This window comes from Ottowia pentelensis, assembly GCF_964341695.1.
This window is the reverse complement of sequence record NZ_OZ224513.1, coordinates 2152956-2168255: the sequence shown is the minus strand read 5'-3', so window position 1 is coordinate 2168255 and position 15300 is coordinate 2152956. Positions and strand designations below refer to the sequence as shown.

Sequence of the window (15300 nt, the reverse complement as noted above, 5' to 3'; positions counted from 1 at the left end):
AAGGAGCTGTCGAATGGAAAACCTTGACGTCACGGTCCTGCGCGCGCTGCGCGACTGGCGCCAGGATGGCAAGCGGGCCGTGCTGGCCACCGTGGTGCGCACCTGGGGGTCGTCGCCGCGGCCGGTGGGCTGCATCATGGCACTGCGCGAGGACGGCGCGGTGATGGGCTCGGTGTCGGGCGGCTGCATCGAGTACGACCTGATCGACCGCTACACCAAGCAGGGCGCCGCCGACGCGCTGCCGCGCGAAGGCCCGCCGCAGTTCGTCAAGTACGGCGTGACGGCCGACGAGGCGCACCGCTTCGGCCTGCCCTGCGGCGGCACGCTGGAGGTGATGCTGGAGTTCGACCCCGACGCCGCGCGCGTGGCCGAGCTGCTGCAGGCGCTGGACGCCGGCCGCCTGATGCAGCGTCGCGTGCGTCTGGCCGACGGACAGGTCACGCTGCAGCCCACCGAGCACCCGGCCGAGCTGATCCTGAACGCCGCCGAGCTGGTCAACACCTTCGGCCCCGGCTATCGCATGCTGATCATCGGCGCCGGCCAGATGAGCGAGTACCTGGCCACCATGGCCCTGTTTTGCGGTTTCTCGGTGACGGTGTGCGACCCGCGCGAGGAGTTTGCCGGCAGCTGGAGCGTGCCTGGTGCGCGCCTGGTCGGCACCATGCCCGACGACACCGTCGCCGAGATGGCACTGGACGGGCGCAGCTGCGTCATCGCCCTCACGCACGACCCGAAGCTGGACGACCTGGCCCTGCTGCAGGCGCTGGAGACGCCGGCGTTCTACATCGGCGCCATCGGCAGCCGGCGCAACAGTCTGCTGCGCCACCAGCGCATGATCGAGCACCTCGACCAGACCGAGGAAAGCCTGAAGGGCCTGCGCGGCCCCATCGGCATCTACATCGGCAGCAAGACCCCGCCCGAGATCGCCGTCAGCGTGATGGCCGAGGTGCTGGCGGTGAAAAACGGCGTGCCGCTGCCGCGCGACATGAACGTCGCGCACGTCAAGGACCTGCAGGACATCGCGCCCAACGACGCCGGGCAGGTCTGCTTCGTGCCGCAGCCATGAGCGCAGTCGGCGCTGTCGGCGCCGTCGTCATGGCGGCTGGCGCGGGGCGGCGCATGGGCTATCGGCCCAAGTCGCTGCTGCGGCGCGACGGGCGACCACTGATCGAGCGCGTGGTGCGCGCCGTGCTGGACAAGGGCGTGGCGCCGGTGGTGGTGGTGCTGGGCCATCATGCGGCGGCCATCGAGCCGGTCCTGCGCGACATGCAAGGCAGCCTGCCGAACGGCCGCGTGCTGCAATGGGCGCTCAACCCGGCGCCCGACGAGGGGCAGGGCGGCTCGCTGCGCACCGGCCTGGCGGCCCTGCCGCCCGACCTGGACGCGGTGCTGGTGGCGCTGGCGGATCAGCCGCTGCTCGAACCCGCGGACGTCGCGGCCGTGCTGAGCGCCTGGGCCGAGCACCCGCCCGGCATCGACCTGCTGGTGCCGCAGTTCGAGGGTCAGCGGGGCCATCCCATCGTCTTCAACCAGGCCGTGCGCGCCGCGGTGATGCAGGCCAGCGGCGCTGCCGGCGTGCGCCAATGGCGGCGCGCCCACCCCGATCGCGTGCAGGCGCTGCCGGTGCCGCATGCACGCCATGTGGTCGACGTGGATGCGCCCGTAGACCTGCTGGCCGTGGCGCGAACCCACGGCGTGCGGCTGTGCTGGCCGGACAGCGACGGCCGTGAAGAAGTCAGCCGCCCGCCAGGCCGGCCCGGCTCATGATGGCCTCGAACACCGCGTCATCCAGCGCATCGCCGGCCGCCAGGTGCGCATCGGCGCGAAACGCCGCGATGGCGCGGCGCGTGTTCTGGCCCAGCACGCCGTCCGGGTCGCCCGGGTTGTAGCCCAGAAACAGCAGCGCCCCCTGCGCCGCGCGCGCCCGCAGGTCGCGGCTGATGCCGGACGAAAATTTTTCGAACGCCGACTTCAGCTTCACGTCGTACGCGTTCTTCCAGTAGCTGGGCCCGTTGTAGCGGCGCGCAAAACCGGTCCAGTCGCGCGCCCGCAGTCGGGCGTCCAGCCCCTGGCTGGCCATGAAGCGCGCCATGCCGGCCAGCTGGGCAGATTCGCTTTCGGCCATCTGCGTGACCATGTCGCGCGCGGACTGAAAGCCGGCGGCGTCGGCGTTGAAGCCCATCACCTGGCCCAGGCCCCATTTGGCCAGCCGGTTCAGCCGCCCAGGTAGGCCTTGCGCACGGCGTCGTTCTTGAGCAGGTTGGCGCCCGTGTCTTCCAGCACCAGGTGGCCGTTTTCGAGCACGTAGCCGCGGTCGGCGATCTGCAGCGCCTTGTTGGCGTTTTGCTCGACCAGGAACACGGTCACGCCCTCGGCGCGCACGGTCAGGATGATCTCGAAGATCTGCGCAATGATGAGCGGCGCCAGGCCCAGGGTGGGCTCGTCCAGCAGCAGCAGGCGCGGCTTGCTCATCAGGGCGCGGCCGATGGCCAGCATCTGCTGCTCGCCGCCCGAGAGCGTGCCGGCGCGCTGCACGGCGCGCTCGCGCAGGCGTGGAAACAGCTCGAACACGTGCTCGATGCCGGCCTGGATCTCGCCCTTGCCGAGGAAGAAGCCGCCCATCTGCAGGTTCTCGGTCACCGTCAGCGCCGGGAACACGCGCCGGCCCTCGGGCGAGACGGCGATGCCGCGGCGCATGATGTGGTGCGAGGGCAGGTAGGTGATGTCCTGGCCGTCCAGCAGGACGTGGCCGCCGCTGGCGCGCGGGCTGCCGCACACCGTCATCAGCAGCGAGGTCTTGCCGGCGCCGTTGGAGCCGATCAGCGAGACGATCTCGCCCGGGTCGACGTGCAGGCTGACCTGGTCGACCGCGCAGATGGCGCCGTAGTGGGTGCTCAGCGCGCGGACCTCCAGCATGGGCGTCATCATTCTTCTCCCAGGTAGGCCTTGATGACGCGCTGGTCGTTGCGGATCGCCTCGGGCTCGTCGAGTGCGATGCGGCGGCCATGCTCCATCACCAGGATGCGCTCGGACACGCCCATCACCAGGCTCATGTCGTGCTCGATCAGCAGCACCGCCAGCTCGTGCTGCGCGCGCAGCTGCTGGATCAGGCCCTGCAGGTCTTTCTTTTCCTGCGGGTTCAGGCCGGCGGCGGGTTCGTCGAGCATCAGCACGCGCGGCTCGGTGACCATGCAGCGGGCGATCTCCAGGCGCCGCTGGTGGCCGTAGGCCAGGGTGCCGGCCGGCCGGTTGGCGAACTCGCGCAACTCCATGTAGTCCAGCCAGTGCAGGGCGCGCTCGAGCGCCTTCTTTTCGCTGTCGCGATAGGCGCGCGTCTTGAGCAGGCCGGCGGGCAGCGAGGTCTTGAGGTGCCGGTGCTGCGCCACCAGCAGGTTCTCGAGCGCCGTCATGGTCTTGAACAGGCGCACGTTCTGGAACGTGCGCACCACGCCGTGGCGCGCCACCGTGTGGCTGCCCAGGCCGCCGATGTCGCGCCCCTGCAGGCGGATGCGGCCGGTGGTGGGCTTGTAGAAGCCGCTGATGCAGTTGAACACCGTCGTCTTGCCCGCGCCGTTGGGGCCGATGATGGCGAAGATCTCGCGCTCGCGCACGCCGAACTCGATGCCGTCGACGGCCAGCAGGCCGCCGAAGCGCATGCTCAGGCCTTGCACCTCGATGAAGGCTGCGTCGGCCGCCATCACGCCACCTCCACGTGGCGGCGCTTCATCGGCAGCAGGCCCTGCGGGCGCCAGATCATCATCACGATCATCACCAGGCCGAACACCAGCATGCGGTATTCGGAGAACTCGCGCGCCAGCTCGGGCAGCACGGTGATCAGGATGGCTGCGAGGATCACGCCCAGCTGCGAGCCCATGCCGCCCAGCACCACGATGGCCAGGATCAGCGCCGACTCGATGAAGGTGAAGGACTCGGGGTTGACGATGCCTTGGCGCGCGGCGAAGAAGGCGCCGCCGAAGCCGGCGAACATGGCGCCCATGGTGAAGGCCGACAGCTTGATGGTCATCGGGTTGAGGCCCAGCGAGCGGCAGGCGATCTCGTCCTCGCGCAGCGCCTCCCAGGCGCGGCCGATCGGCATGCGCAGCAGGCGGTTGGAAAACCACAGCGTGATCGCCGCCAGCATGAGCGCCATCAGGTACAGGAAGATCACCATGTGCATCGAGTTGAATTCGAGCCCGAAGAACTCGTGGAAGGTGCTGGCGCCTTCCACGCTGGCGCTGCGCGCCATCTCCAGGCCGAACACCGTCGGCTTGGGCAGGCCCGAGATGCCGTCCGGCCCGCCGGTGAAGCTGGTCAGGTTGACCAGCAGCAGGCGAATGATTTCGCCGAAGCCCAGGGTGACGATGGCCAGGTAGTCGCCGCGCAGCCGCAGCACCGGAAAGCCCAGGATGAAGCCGAACAGCGCCGACATCGCGCCCGTGAGCGGCAGCGCCTGCCAGAAGCTCCAGCCGGCCCAGTGGTAGAGCAGGGCGAAGGTGTAGGCGCCGGTGGCGTAAAAGCCCACGAAGCCCAGGTCGAGCAGGCCGGCAAAGCCGACCACGATGTTCAGCCCCAGGCCCAGCATGACGTAGATCAGCGCCAGCGTGGCGATGTCGACCGCGTTGCGCCCGGCCATGAAGGGCCAGCTGACGGCCATCAGCAGCACCACGGTGAGCAGCAGGCGGCGCTGCGGCTGCGAGACTTCGGGCAGCGTCGGCCAGGGAATGCGCCGGGCCGTCGCCAGGCCACCCAGCCAGGGGCGCGCCAGTTGCACCAGAAACACCGCCAGGCAGGCCCAGGCGACCTTGTCCCAGTGCGGCACGACGATGGTGCGCACGCCCACGCGCTCCAGCCGCAGGCCGAAGATGGGCGCCACCAGCAGGGCGGTGATGACGGTCGCGCCCAGCGCGTGCGAGAGGTTCTGGCGCCAGTCGGCGCGCGGGGTGGAGGCGGGCGTGCTCATCAGACTTTCTCCACTTCGGGCTTGCCCAGCAGGCCGCTGGGCCGCACCAGCAGCACGCCCACCAGCACGGCGAAGGCGACGATGTCCTTGTATTCGGACGAGATGTAGGCGGCGGCCAGGGTCTCGGCGATGCCCAGCAGCACGCCGCCCAGCATGGCGCCGGGGATCGAGCCGATGCCGCCCAGCACCGCGGCGGTGAAGGCCTTGATGCCGGCGATGAAGCCGATGAAGGGGTTGAGCTTGCCCACCGCCAGCGCGATCAGCACGCCGCCCACGGCGGCCAGCATGGCGCCCAGGATGAAGGTGAAGGAGATCACGCGGTTGGTGTCGATGCCCAGCAGGTTGGCCATGTGCATGTCCTGCGAGCAGGCGCGCGAGGCGCGGCCCATGCGCGAGTTGCGGATGTACAGCGTCAGCAGCACCATCAGCACCACGGTGACGGCGATCACCAGCACGCGGGCGTAGGGGATGTAGATTTCGAAGCCGCCCGCGCCGGCGAAGCGGAAGGCGCCGGGCAGCAGCGCCGGCACCGCCATGTCGCGCGCGCCCTGGCCCAGCGCCACCCAGTTCTGCAGGAAGATCGACATGCCGATGGCCGAGATCAGGGGCACCAGGCGCGGACTGCCCCGCAGCGGCTTGTAGGCCAGCTGGTCGACCGCGAAGCCGTAGACGCCGGTGATCAGCACCGCCGCCACCAGCATCAGCGCGATCACCAGCCACACCGACAGGCCGCTTTGCACCCCCAGCGCCGACAGCGTGACCAGGCCGACGTAGCCGCCGATCATGTAGATCTCGCCATGGGCGAAGTTGATCATGCCGATGATGCCGTACACCATGGTGTAGCCGATGGCGATCAGCGCGTAGATCGCGCCCAGCGACAGGCCGTTGAACAGCTGCTGGATCAGTTGCGGCAGAAAGTCGGACATGCGTTGTCTCCGTTTGATCGCGCATGCGCCCGGCGCTGCGTGCCGGCGCAGTGAACGACGCCCCGGGTCTGCCCCCTTCGGGTCGGGGAGTTGCCGGGGCGCTTTCTCAGCTCTCTCGCAAGCGAGCGGCCGTGTTTACTTGACGAGCGACTTGCTGCCGTCCTTGTGCCACTCGAAGACCTGGAACTCGAAGGACTTCAGGTCGCCCTTGGCGTCCCAGGACACCGGGCCGATCGGGGTGTCGAAGCTGGTCTTGTGCATGTAGTCGGCCACCTTCTTGGGGTCGTCGCCCACGGCCTTGATGCTGTCCATGATCACCTGCGCGGCGGCGTAGGAGGTCAGCTGGAACGCGCCCGAGGCGTCGCGCTTCTTGTCCTTGAAGGCCTTGACGATGGCGGCGTTCTTGGGGTTGGCCGAGAAGTCGGCCGGCAGTGTCAGCAGCATGCCCTCGACGGCCGGGCCGGCGATGGCGTTGACCTCGGGGTTGCCCACGCCCTCGGGGCCCATCATCTTGACCTTCAGGCCCTGCTCGCCGGCCTGGCGCAGCAGCAGGCCCATCTCGGGGTGGTAGCCGCCGTAGTAGACGAAGTCCACGCCCGCGCTCTTGAGCTTGGTGATGACGGCCGAGTAGTCGCTGTCGCCGGCGTTGATGCCCTCGAACAGCACGACGTCGATGCCGGCCTTCTTCAGGTCGTCGCGCACGTTGGCCGCGATGCCCTGGCCGTACGACTGCTTGTCGTGCAGCACGGCGACCTTCTTGGGCTTGATCTTCTCGGCGATGAACTTGGCCGCCGCCGGGCCCTGCTGGTCGTCGCGCCCGATGGTGCGAAAGATGTAGTGGAACTTCTTGCCGTCGGTCAGCGCGGGGGAGGTGGCCGACGGGGTCACGACCACCACGCCCTCGTTGTTGTAGATCGGCGCGGCGGCAATCGAGGCGCCCGAGCACACGGGGCCGACCACGTAGTGGATCTTGTCGTTGATCACGCGGTTGGCAGCCACCGGGCCCTGCTTGGGCTCGCAGGCGTCGTCCACCACCACGGTCTCGAACTTCTTGCCGTTCGCGCCGCCGGCGGCGTTGAACATCTCGACGGCGGTCGTCACGCCTTCCTTGACCATGTCGCCGTACTGGGTCACCGGGCCGGTGGCCGGGCCGACGATGGCGATCTTGATCTGCGCCTGGGCGGTGGAAAACGCGAACAGCCCCGCCACGCCCAAGGCGGCGGCAACGGTCTTCATGCGAAAGGAAGTGCTCATGACATCTCTCTTCAACGTGACAAATTGATAATCGGGCGCGCGCCGAATACCGGCGCGTCATCCCGTCTGGTAGAGCCGGCGAGTCTACCGCTTTCACCTCTTTGCGCAGATCAAGTCAACCGTGCTGCCAGCAGGTGAATGCGGGCGTCCGCGGGGCCTTCTGCCTTCCGCGCCGCCGCCGCGCCGTGCGGATAATCGAGGCCCTCATGCCCGCGCCCTTGCCTGCCACATCCGCCCTCCCCATCGAGTTTCCCGACAGCCTGCCGGTCAGCGCGCGCCGAGCCGAGATCGAGCAGGCCTTGGCGGACCACCAAGTCATCATCGTGTGCGGCGAAACCGGCTCGGGCAAGACCACGCAACTGCCCAAGATCGCCCTGGCCATGGGCCGCGGCCGGCTGAACGCCCGGCCGGGCGAGCGCGGGCGTCTGATCGGCCACACCCAGCCGCGGCGCATCGCCGCCAGCAGCGTGGCCAAGCGCATTGCCGAGGAGCTGCACACGCCGCTGGGCGAGGTGGTGGGCTACAAGGTGCGCTTTCAGGACCGCCTGTCGCCCGGCGCGTCGATCAAGCTGATGACCGACGGCATCCTGCTGGCCGAGACGCAGACCGACCCGCTGCTGCAGGCCTACGACACGCTCATCATCGACGAGGCGCACGAGCGCAGCCTGAACATCGACTTTCTGCTGGGCTACCTCAAGCAGCTGCTGCCGCGCCGGCCTGACCTGAAGCTGATCGTGACTTCTGCCACCATCGACGCCGAGCGCTTTGCCAAGCATTTCGCCGACGCCAAGGGGCAAGCTGCGCCGGTGATGATGGTGTCGGGCCGCACCTATCCGGTCGAGCAGCGCTGGCGCCCGTTCGAGGAAAGCCGCGACTACGGCCTGAACGAGGCCATCGCCGACGGCGTGGACGAGCTGTGGCGCGAGCCGGGGCAGCAGGGCGACATCCTGGTATTTTTGCCTGGCGAGCGCGAGATCCGCGAGGCGGCCGACCACCTGCGCAAGCACCTGGCCCACAGCCCGGTGCTGCGCAACGCCGAGGTGCTGCCGCTGTTCGCGCGCCTGTCGCAGGCCGAGCAGGACCGCGTGTTCGACGCGCACCACGGTCAGCGCATCGTGCTGGCCACCAACGTGGCCGAGACCTCGCTCACCGTGCCGGGCATTCGCTACGTCATCGACGCCGGCACGGCGCGCGTCAAGCGCTACAGTTATCGCAGCAAGGTCGAGCAGCTGCTGATCGAGCCGGTGAGTCAGGCGGCGGCCAACCAGCGCGCCGGCCGCTGTGGGCGCGTGGCCGACGGCATCTGCATCCGCCTGTACGACGAGAAGGACTTTGCCGGCCGCCCGCGCTTTACCGACCCGGAAATCCTGCGCTCCTCGCTGGCCGGCGTGATCTTGCGCATGAAGAGCCTGCGGCTGATGCCCGAGGGCGCGCGGGTGGAGGACTTTCCCTTTCTGGAGCCGCCCTCGGGCCGCGCCATCGCCGACGGCTATCAGCTGCTGGGCGAGCTGGGCGCGGCCGACGATGCCGGCGAGTTGACCCCGCTGGGCCGCGAGCTGGCGCGCCTGCCGCTGGACCCGCGCGTGGGCCGCATGATCCTGGCCGGGCGCGAGCGCGGCGCCCTGCGCGAGGTGCTGGTGATCGCCAGTGCGCTCAGCGTGCAGGACGTGCGCGACCGCCCGCTGGAGCAGCAGGCCCAGGCCGACCAGCAGCATGCCAAGTTCGACGACGAGAAGAGCGAATTCAGCGGCTACCTGAAGCTGTGGCGGTGGCTGCACGATGCGCGCGGAGGGCACACGGTAGCGGCGACGCGGGCGCAGATGCAGCAACAGCACGGGGGCGCAGGCAAGCCGGCCAACCTGGCCGCGCTGCCGGTGGCGCAGCGGGCCAGGATGGCCCTGGTGGCGGCACAGCAGGCCTTGGGCGCGTCCAAGGCCGTCGGGCCCTCACCCCAACCCTCTCCCAGAGGGCGAGGGAGCAAGACCGGGGGCGCGGGTGCAGGCAAGCTCCCTCTCCCGCTGGCGGGAGAGGGTTGGGGTGAGGGTGAGGGTGCGGCCCACAAACTCAGCAACCGCCAGTACGAGCAACTGCTGCGCCAGAACTTCATCAGCGTGCGCCGCGTGCGCGAGTGGCGCGACATCCACACCCAGCTGCATACCGTGGTGGCCGAGCACCAGTGGCACGAGAACGCGCAAGCGGCCGGCTATGAAGCCCTGCACAAGGCGCTGCTCACGGGCCTGTTGGGCAACGTGGGCTGCAAGATCGAGACCGAGGGCAAGGCGGGTGCGACGGCGGGCGAATACCTGGGGCCGCGCGGCATCAAGTTTCATCGCCACCCCGGCGCGCACCTCAGCAAGCGGCCGGGCCGCTGGGTGGTGTGCGCCGAGCTGGTCGAGACCACGCGCCTGTACGGCCGCGGCATGGCCCACATCGAGCCGCAGTGGCTGGAAGAGGTGGCGGGCCACCTGCTGAAGCGGCAGGTGCTGGACGCGCACTGGGAGAAGAAGGCCGGCGAGGCCATCGCCTTCGAGCGCGGCACGCTGTACGGCCTGCCGGTCTACAGCGGCCGGCGCGTGCGCTACGGCCAGGTCGATCCGGCCGGCGCGCGCGAGCTCTTGATCCGCGAGGCGCTGGTGGGCGGCGAGTGGCCCGAGGACTGGGCGCGCACGCTGCCCTTTCTGCCCGCCAACCGCAAGCTGGTGGCGCAGATCGAGGCGCTGGAGCACAAGTCGCGCCGCCAGGACGTGCTGGTGGACGACGAGCTGATCTATGCCTTTTACGACCAGCACCTGCCCGCCGACGTGGTGGACGGGCGCACGCTGCAGGCCTGGTGGCGCCAGGCCCAGCGCGCCACGCCCGGCTTGCTGACGCTCACGCGCGAGGAGCTGATGCGCCACGAGGCGGCGGGCATCACCACCGCCGCCTTTCCCAAGGTGCTGCGCCTGGGCGGCGTGGACTGCGCGGCCAGCTACCTGCACGCGCCGGGCGACGCGCACGACGGCCTGACGGTGACGGTGCCGCTGTTCGTGCTCAACCAGGTGTCGCCCGAGCGCGCCGAATGGCTGGTGCCGGGCATGCTGAAGGAAAAAATCCTGGCGCTGCTCAAGAGCCTGCCGCAGCGGCCGCGCAGCCGCTTCGTGCCGCTGCCGCAAAGCGCCGAGCGCTTGAACGAGACGTTGGGCGCGCCCGGGCAGTTCGGCGTCGGCAGCCTGAACGCGGCGCTGCTGCGCCTGGTGCGCGAGGCCACCAGCCTCGACGTGAAGCCCACCGACTTCAAGCTGGACATGCTGCCGGCGCACCTGTTCATGAACTTCCGCGTGGTGGGCGACGACGGCCGCCAGCTCGGCGCCGGGCGCGACCTGGGCGCGCTCAAGGCGCAGCTGGGCGGGCAGGCGCGCGGGGCCTTCCAGGCGCTGGCGGGGTTGAAGGCGGCCAAAAACCAGCTGGCGGCCGGCCCTTTGCCGTCTTCAGAACAAAATATGGCTACAGCGCCCGCCGATCCTGCGCAAGCAGCTATCAAAACCGTAGTCGATGAGGCCTTGACGGAGGACACGCGCCACACCCGCTGGGATTTCGGCCAGCTGCCCGAGCTGCTCGAAGTGCGGCGCAAGGGCCAGGTGCTGATCGGCTTTCCGGCCCTGGTCGACGCCGGCGACGCGGTGACGATCGAGGTGTTCGACGAGCCCGAGCTGGCCGCCACCCGCCACCGCGCGGGCCTGCGTCGCCTGTTTGCGTTGCAGGTACGCGACACCCTCAAGCACCTCGAAAAAAACATTCCCGACTTGCAAAAAATGGCCGTCGCGTACATGCCCTTGGGAACCTCGGAGGATCTGCGCCAGCAGATCGTCGACGTGGCGCTGGAGCGCGCCTTTCTGGTCGAGCCGCTGCCCACCGACGAGGCCGCCTTCGCCCGGCGCACCGAGGAGGGCCGCGCGCGCCTGGTGCTGATCGCCGGCGAAGTGGCGCGGCTGGCCGGCGCCATCCTGGCCGAATACGCCTTGGCGGTGCGCAAGATCAAGGACACCCGGGCCGCGCCCGCCGCCACGCAGGACGCGGCCGAGCAGCTGCAGCGCCTGATGCCGCGCGACTTTCTGGCTGCCACGCCCTGGGCCGCGCTGCAGCACGTTCCACGCTACCTGAAGGCCATCGTGCTGCGGCTGGACAAGCTGCGAGCCGACCCGGCGCGCGACGCCGAGCGCATGGCGCAGGCGCGCGCGCAGGAGCAGCGCTTTGGGCGCCTGGTGGCCGAGCGCAAGGGCGTGCAGGACGAGCGCCTGCGCGAGCTGCGCTGGCTGCTGGAGGAGCTGCGGGTGAGCCTTTTTGCCCAGGAGCTGCGCACGCCGCAGCCCGTCAGCATCAAGCGTCTGGACAAGTTTTGGGCCCAAATACGCTAGTTGCGCTGGCCGCAGGGGGGCGGATGGGCGACAATTGCCAAAAGAACAACAGCGATTTGCCGCAAAGGACTAAAGGAGGTCTTTGTCGTCCATGGGTATGCACCCCACCATCGTTTTCGTCGACTTGACGGGCAGCTCGGCTGCCTACGAAGCTTTTGAGAGCGAGGTGGTCGCCGGCATGATCTCCCGCGTCACGCACTGGGTGTCGCGCGTGTGCGAGGTCCATGGCGGGCGCACCGTCAAGCTGCTGGGCGACGGGGTGCTGCTGCAGTTTCCCTCCAGCATCGCCGCGCTGAGCGCGGCCATCTTCCTGCAACAGCGCTACGTGAGCTACCTGGGCGACGTGCCCCAGGGCCTGCGCCTGGGCATGAAGATCGGCCTGGCCAGCGGCTCGGTCGTGCAACTCGACGCCGACAGCTATGGCGATCCGGTCAACCTGGCGGCGCGCCTGTGCGACATGGCCGGCGCCGACACCATCTGGGCCGACGAATCGGTGTTCGAGTGGGCCAGCGCGGGCCACGCCGAGGCGCCGCCGGTGGTGGGCGAGGCGCGCGTGCGTGTGCTGTCCTGGCTGGAGGTGCGCCGCCGCCACCTGGGCCTGATGCGCATTCCGGGCCTCAATCAGCCGCGCTCGGTGTTCCAGGTGCTGTGGAACGCCGACGTGAACCCCGACCAGCTGACGCGGCCCGCCAATCTGGCCGAGCTCCAGGCCCGGACGGCCACGCCCACCCTCAAGCTGAGGTGGCTGGACCAGAGCAAGGTGTTCGACGCGGGCCCCGACACGGTCCACATCGGCCGCACCGACGACAACGACCTGACGATCAGCGACCAGCGGGTGTCGCGCCGGCACGCCGGCATCCAGTGGCAGGACGGCGCCTATGTGCTGACCGACCTGAGCAGCTATGGCACCACGGTGCGCTTTGCCGACGCCGCCGGCCCCGAGGTGCTCTTGCGGCGCACCTCCTGCCTGCTGCACTCGTCCGGCGAGATCGCCCTGGGCGCGCCGTTCAGCGACTTTTCCGCGCCGGTGGTGTCGTTCGAGGTGCAGCGCCGGGACGGCGGTGGCGTGGCGGTCGGCCACAAGACCAACACCTTGCCCCTGTTCGACGCTCCCTGAGCGGTCGGCTACGCCAGGCTGGCCAGAAAGGCGCGCGCCCGCTCGTGGCGTGGCGCGGCAAAAAATTCGGTGGCCGGCCGGTCCTCGACGATGCGGCCCTGATCCATGAAGACCACCCGGTGCGCCACCTCGCGCGCAAACGCCATCTCGTGCGTCACCACCAGCATGGTCATGCGCTGCTCGGCCAGCTGGCGCATGGTGCGCAGCACCTCGGCGGTCAGCTCGGGGTCGAGCGCGCTGGTGGGCTCGTCGAACAGCAGGATGTCCGGCTGCATGGCCAGCGCGCGCGCAATGGCCACGCGCTGCTTCTGCCCACCCGACAGGCGGCCGGGCCAGGCGTCGCGCTTGTCGGCCAGGCCCACCTGGGCCAGCAGCGCCTCGGCCAGCGGCACCACCTCGGCGCGCGGGCGCCTGCGCACCGTCATCGGCGCCTCGATCAGGTTTTGCAGCACCGTCAGGTGCGGAAACAGGTTGAAGTGCTGAAACACCATGCCCGTGTGCTGGCAGATGCGGCGCACCTCGCTCTCGGAAGGATAGCGCGCCACGCCCGTCGCGTCTGCCCGAGCGAGCGTTTTGCCCGCAATCTCGATGTGCCCGCGCTCGATCGTCTCCAGATGGTTGAGGCAGCGCAGCAGGGTCGACTTTCCCGAGCCCGAGGGCCCCAGCACGGCCACCACCTCGCCGCGTGCCACCGTGAGCGACACGCCGCGCAGCACGTGCAGCGCGCCGAAGTGCTTGTGCACCTCGGTGGTGCGCACCATGGGGTCCAAAGTGTCCATGTCAGTTCTTCACGAGCCGACGCGTTGCCCGCAAGGATGTCCACCCAAAGAGCCAGAAGGCCGCGGAGCAGGCCATGCCGGCGAACGCCGTGGCCGGGGTTTCCCCGGTCACTGGCGGTGCCCCCTCGAGGGGGGAGGCGCAACAACGCGAAGCGCGTGGAGTCTGGGGGAGGTCATGGACTTGCATAACGGCGCTCCAGGCGCTGGAAGACCCAGGTCAGCACCAGCGTCATCAACAGGTAGAACGCGGCGGCGACGACGAAGGGCGTGATGCTGAAGTCGCGCTGCACGATGCCGCGCGCGGCGCGCAGCAGGTCGTTGAGCGCCAGCACGTAGATGATGGAAGTGTCCTTGACCAGGGTAATGGTCTCGTTGGCCAACGGCGGCAGGCTGATGCGCCACACCTGGGGCATGACGATGCGGCGCAGGGTCTGCGCGTAGCTCATGCCCAGCGCCTTGGCGCCTTCGTACTGTCCGCGGTCGATCGACTGGATGCCCGCGCGCAGGATCTCGGCGAAATAGGCCGCGTAGTTCAGCGTGAAGGCCACCACGGCCGAGGGGTAGTCCGGCAGCCGCACGCCGATCACCGGCACGAAGGGCAGGGCGTAGTAGACGAACAGCAGCTGCAGCATCAGCGGCGTGCCGCGCATCAGCCAGATGAAGCCGCTGACCGCCCCGCGCAGCGCCGCCAGCCGCGACAGGCGCGCCAGCGCCAGCGCCAGGCCCAGCGGCAGCGAGAGCGCCAGGGTGACGACGAACAGGCCCAGCGTCACGCCCGCGCCGTCCAGCAGCGGGGGCAGGATGCGCAGCAGGTAGTCCATCAACTCAACCGGCTTGATTCGAAGTCTGCCGTTGATTCAGGCTTTCACAACGCTGCTTGTTCACGGGGATCGATGGCACACAACGGGCCTGCAGGCCGCGGAGCAGGCCATGCCAGCGATCGCCGTGGCCGGGGTTTCCCCGGTCACTGGCGATGCCCCCTTGAAGGGGGGAGGCGGAACAACGCGCAGCGTGTGGAGACTGGGGGTGGTTCACTTCAATATGTTCTTGCCGAACCACTTGTCCGAAATCTGCGCGCCGCTGCCGTCCTGCTTCATGGCGGCCAGCGCCTGGTCCAGGCGCGCGTGCAGCTCCGTGTCGCCCTGGCGCAGGCCCACGCCGTAGTCCTCGGTGCCGAAGTTGTCGTCCAGCACCACGTACTCGCCCGGCTTCTTGGCGGCGTAGTAGCGGCCCACCACCTCGTCCAGCACCACGGCGTCCAGGCGGCCGGTGGCCAGGTCCATCAGCGCCGTCACGTTGTCGCCGTATTTCTTCAGCTCCTTGAAGCTCTTGGCCGTGGCCTCGTCCTTGGCGATGGCGTCGACGGCGCTGCTGCCGTCCTGCACGCCCACCGTCTTGCCCGCCAGCTCGGCCTTGGTCTTGATGGCGGCGTCGGCGCGCACCACGACGATCTGGTGGTTCTGCATGTAGGGCGCGGTGAAGGCGATGTTCTTCTTGCGCTCCTCGGTGATGGTCAGGCCGTTCCACAGCGCGTCCACGCGCTGGCCGTTCAGCTCGGCCTCCTTGGCGTTCCAGTCGATGGGCTTGAACTCGACCTGCACGCCCAGGCGCTTGGCCGCCTCGCGCGCCAGGTCCACGTCGAAGCCGACCAACTCGTTCTTGTCGTCGCGAAAGCCCATGGGCGGAAAGTTGTCGTCCAGGCCGATGACGATCTTGGCCGGCAGGGCCGCTGCGGCCGGCGCGGCGGCCTGGGACGTGGCCGGCGCTTCGGTCTTGCCGCAGGCGGCCAGCAGGGCGGTGGAGGCGGCCAGCGCGAGCACGAGGCGGCGGGAGGTGGACAGGGCAGAAGTCATGGCAGTCGGGAAAAGGA

The 15300-nt window shown here is 69.3% G+C and carries 13 protein-coding genes; 4 read left to right on the top strand and 9 right to left on the bottom strand.

Features of this window, described 5'->3' with window-relative positions:
- Positions 1–13: 13 nt before the first annotated feature.
- Together ACWHMB_RS10615 and ACWHMB_RS10610 are read left to right on the top strand one after the other, a co-directional pair.
- On the top strand, positions 14–1066 hold the full coding sequence (locus ACWHMB_RS10615; protein WP_377484339.1) for an XdhC family protein: 1053 nt from the start codon (positions 14–16) through the stop codon (positions 1064–1066).
- Entirely contained in the window at positions 1063–1767 is a 705-nt protein-coding gene (locus ACWHMB_RS10610; RefSeq protein ID WP_377484341.1) for a nucleotidyltransferase family protein, read from the top strand. The genes ACWHMB_RS10615 and ACWHMB_RS10610 overlap by 4 nt, the downstream gene beginning before the upstream one ends.
- Here ACWHMB_RS10610 and ACWHMB_RS10605 read toward each other — a convergent pair.
- From ACWHMB_RS10605 to ACWHMB_RS10580, 6 genes are all read right to left on the bottom strand, one after another.
- A complete protein-coding gene (locus tag ACWHMB_RS10605; RefSeq protein WP_377542774.1) occupies positions 1736–2194 on the bottom strand; it encodes an N-acetylmuramidase domain-containing protein in 459 nt (152 codons plus the stop codon). The genes ACWHMB_RS10610 and ACWHMB_RS10605 overlap by 32 nt on opposite strands.
- A 20-nt stretch (positions 2195–2214) precedes the next feature.
- Entirely contained in the window at positions 2215–2925 is a 711-nt protein-coding gene (locus ACWHMB_RS10600) for an ABC transporter ATP-binding protein (RefSeq protein WP_377484343.1), read from the bottom strand.
- On the bottom strand, positions 2925–3698 hold the full coding sequence (livG, locus tag ACWHMB_RS10595) for a high-affinity branched-chain amino acid ABC transporter ATP-binding protein LivG (protein WP_377484345.1): 774 nt from the start codon (positions 3696–3698) through the stop codon (positions 2925–2927). The genes ACWHMB_RS10600 and livG overlap by 1 nt, the downstream gene beginning before the upstream one ends.
- Positions 3698–4960, bottom strand: a complete 1263-nt coding sequence (locus tag ACWHMB_RS10590) for a high-affinity branched-chain amino acid ABC transporter permease LivM (protein ID WP_293220016.1) — start codon at positions 4958–4960, stop codon at positions 3698–3700. The genes livG and ACWHMB_RS10590 overlap by 1 nt, the downstream gene beginning before the upstream one ends.
- Positions 4960–5886: a high-affinity branched-chain amino acid ABC transporter permease LivH gene (gene livH / locus ACWHMB_RS10585; protein ID WP_293220013.1), complete on the bottom strand. Its 927-nt coding sequence runs from the start codon at positions 5884–5886 to the stop codon at positions 4960–4962. Before livH ends, ACWHMB_RS10590 begins: the two co-directional genes overlap by 1 nt.
- A gap of 135 nt (positions 5887–6021) precedes the next feature.
- Positions 6022–7140 (bottom strand): branched-chain amino acid ABC transporter substrate-binding protein, encoded by a 1119-nt coding sequence (locus tag ACWHMB_RS10580; RefSeq protein ID WP_293220010.1) that lies wholly within the window; start codon positions 7138–7140, stop codon positions 6022–6024.
- Positions 7141–7346: 206 nt separating this feature from the next.
- Between ACWHMB_RS10580 and hrpA the strand changes: the two genes are divergently transcribed.
- Positions 7347–11534, top strand: a complete 4188-nt coding sequence (hrpA, locus tag ACWHMB_RS10575) for an ATP-dependent RNA helicase HrpA (protein WP_377484349.1) — start codon at positions 7347–7349, stop codon at positions 11532–11534.
- Between the two features lie 91 nt (positions 11535–11625).
- Complete coding sequence (locus tag ACWHMB_RS10570) at positions 11626–12651, top strand: FHA domain-containing protein (RefSeq protein ID WP_377484352.1); 1026 nt, start codon at positions 11626–11628, stop codon at positions 12649–12651.
- An 8-nt stretch (positions 12652–12659) separates the two neighbouring features.
- Here ACWHMB_RS10570 and ACWHMB_RS10565 read toward each other — a convergent pair whose 3' ends face one another.
- From ACWHMB_RS10565 to ACWHMB_RS10555, 3 genes are all read right to left on the bottom strand, one after another.
- On the bottom strand, positions 12660–13430 hold the full coding sequence (locus ACWHMB_RS10565; RefSeq protein WP_377484354.1) for an amino acid ABC transporter ATP-binding protein: 771 nt from the start codon (positions 13428–13430) through the stop codon (positions 12660–12662).
- Positions 13431–13603: 173 nt separating this feature from the next.
- Complete coding sequence (locus ACWHMB_RS10560; protein ID WP_293224516.1) at positions 13604–14251, bottom strand: amino acid ABC transporter permease; 648 nt, start codon at positions 14249–14251, stop codon at positions 13604–13606.
- Positions 14252–14461: 210 nt separating this feature from the next.
- Complete coding sequence (locus tag ACWHMB_RS10555; protein ID WP_293224514.1) at positions 14462–15283, bottom strand: amino acid ABC transporter substrate-binding protein; 822 nt, start codon at positions 15281–15283, stop codon at positions 14462–14464.
- Between the last annotated feature and the right edge of the window lie 17 nt (positions 15284–15300).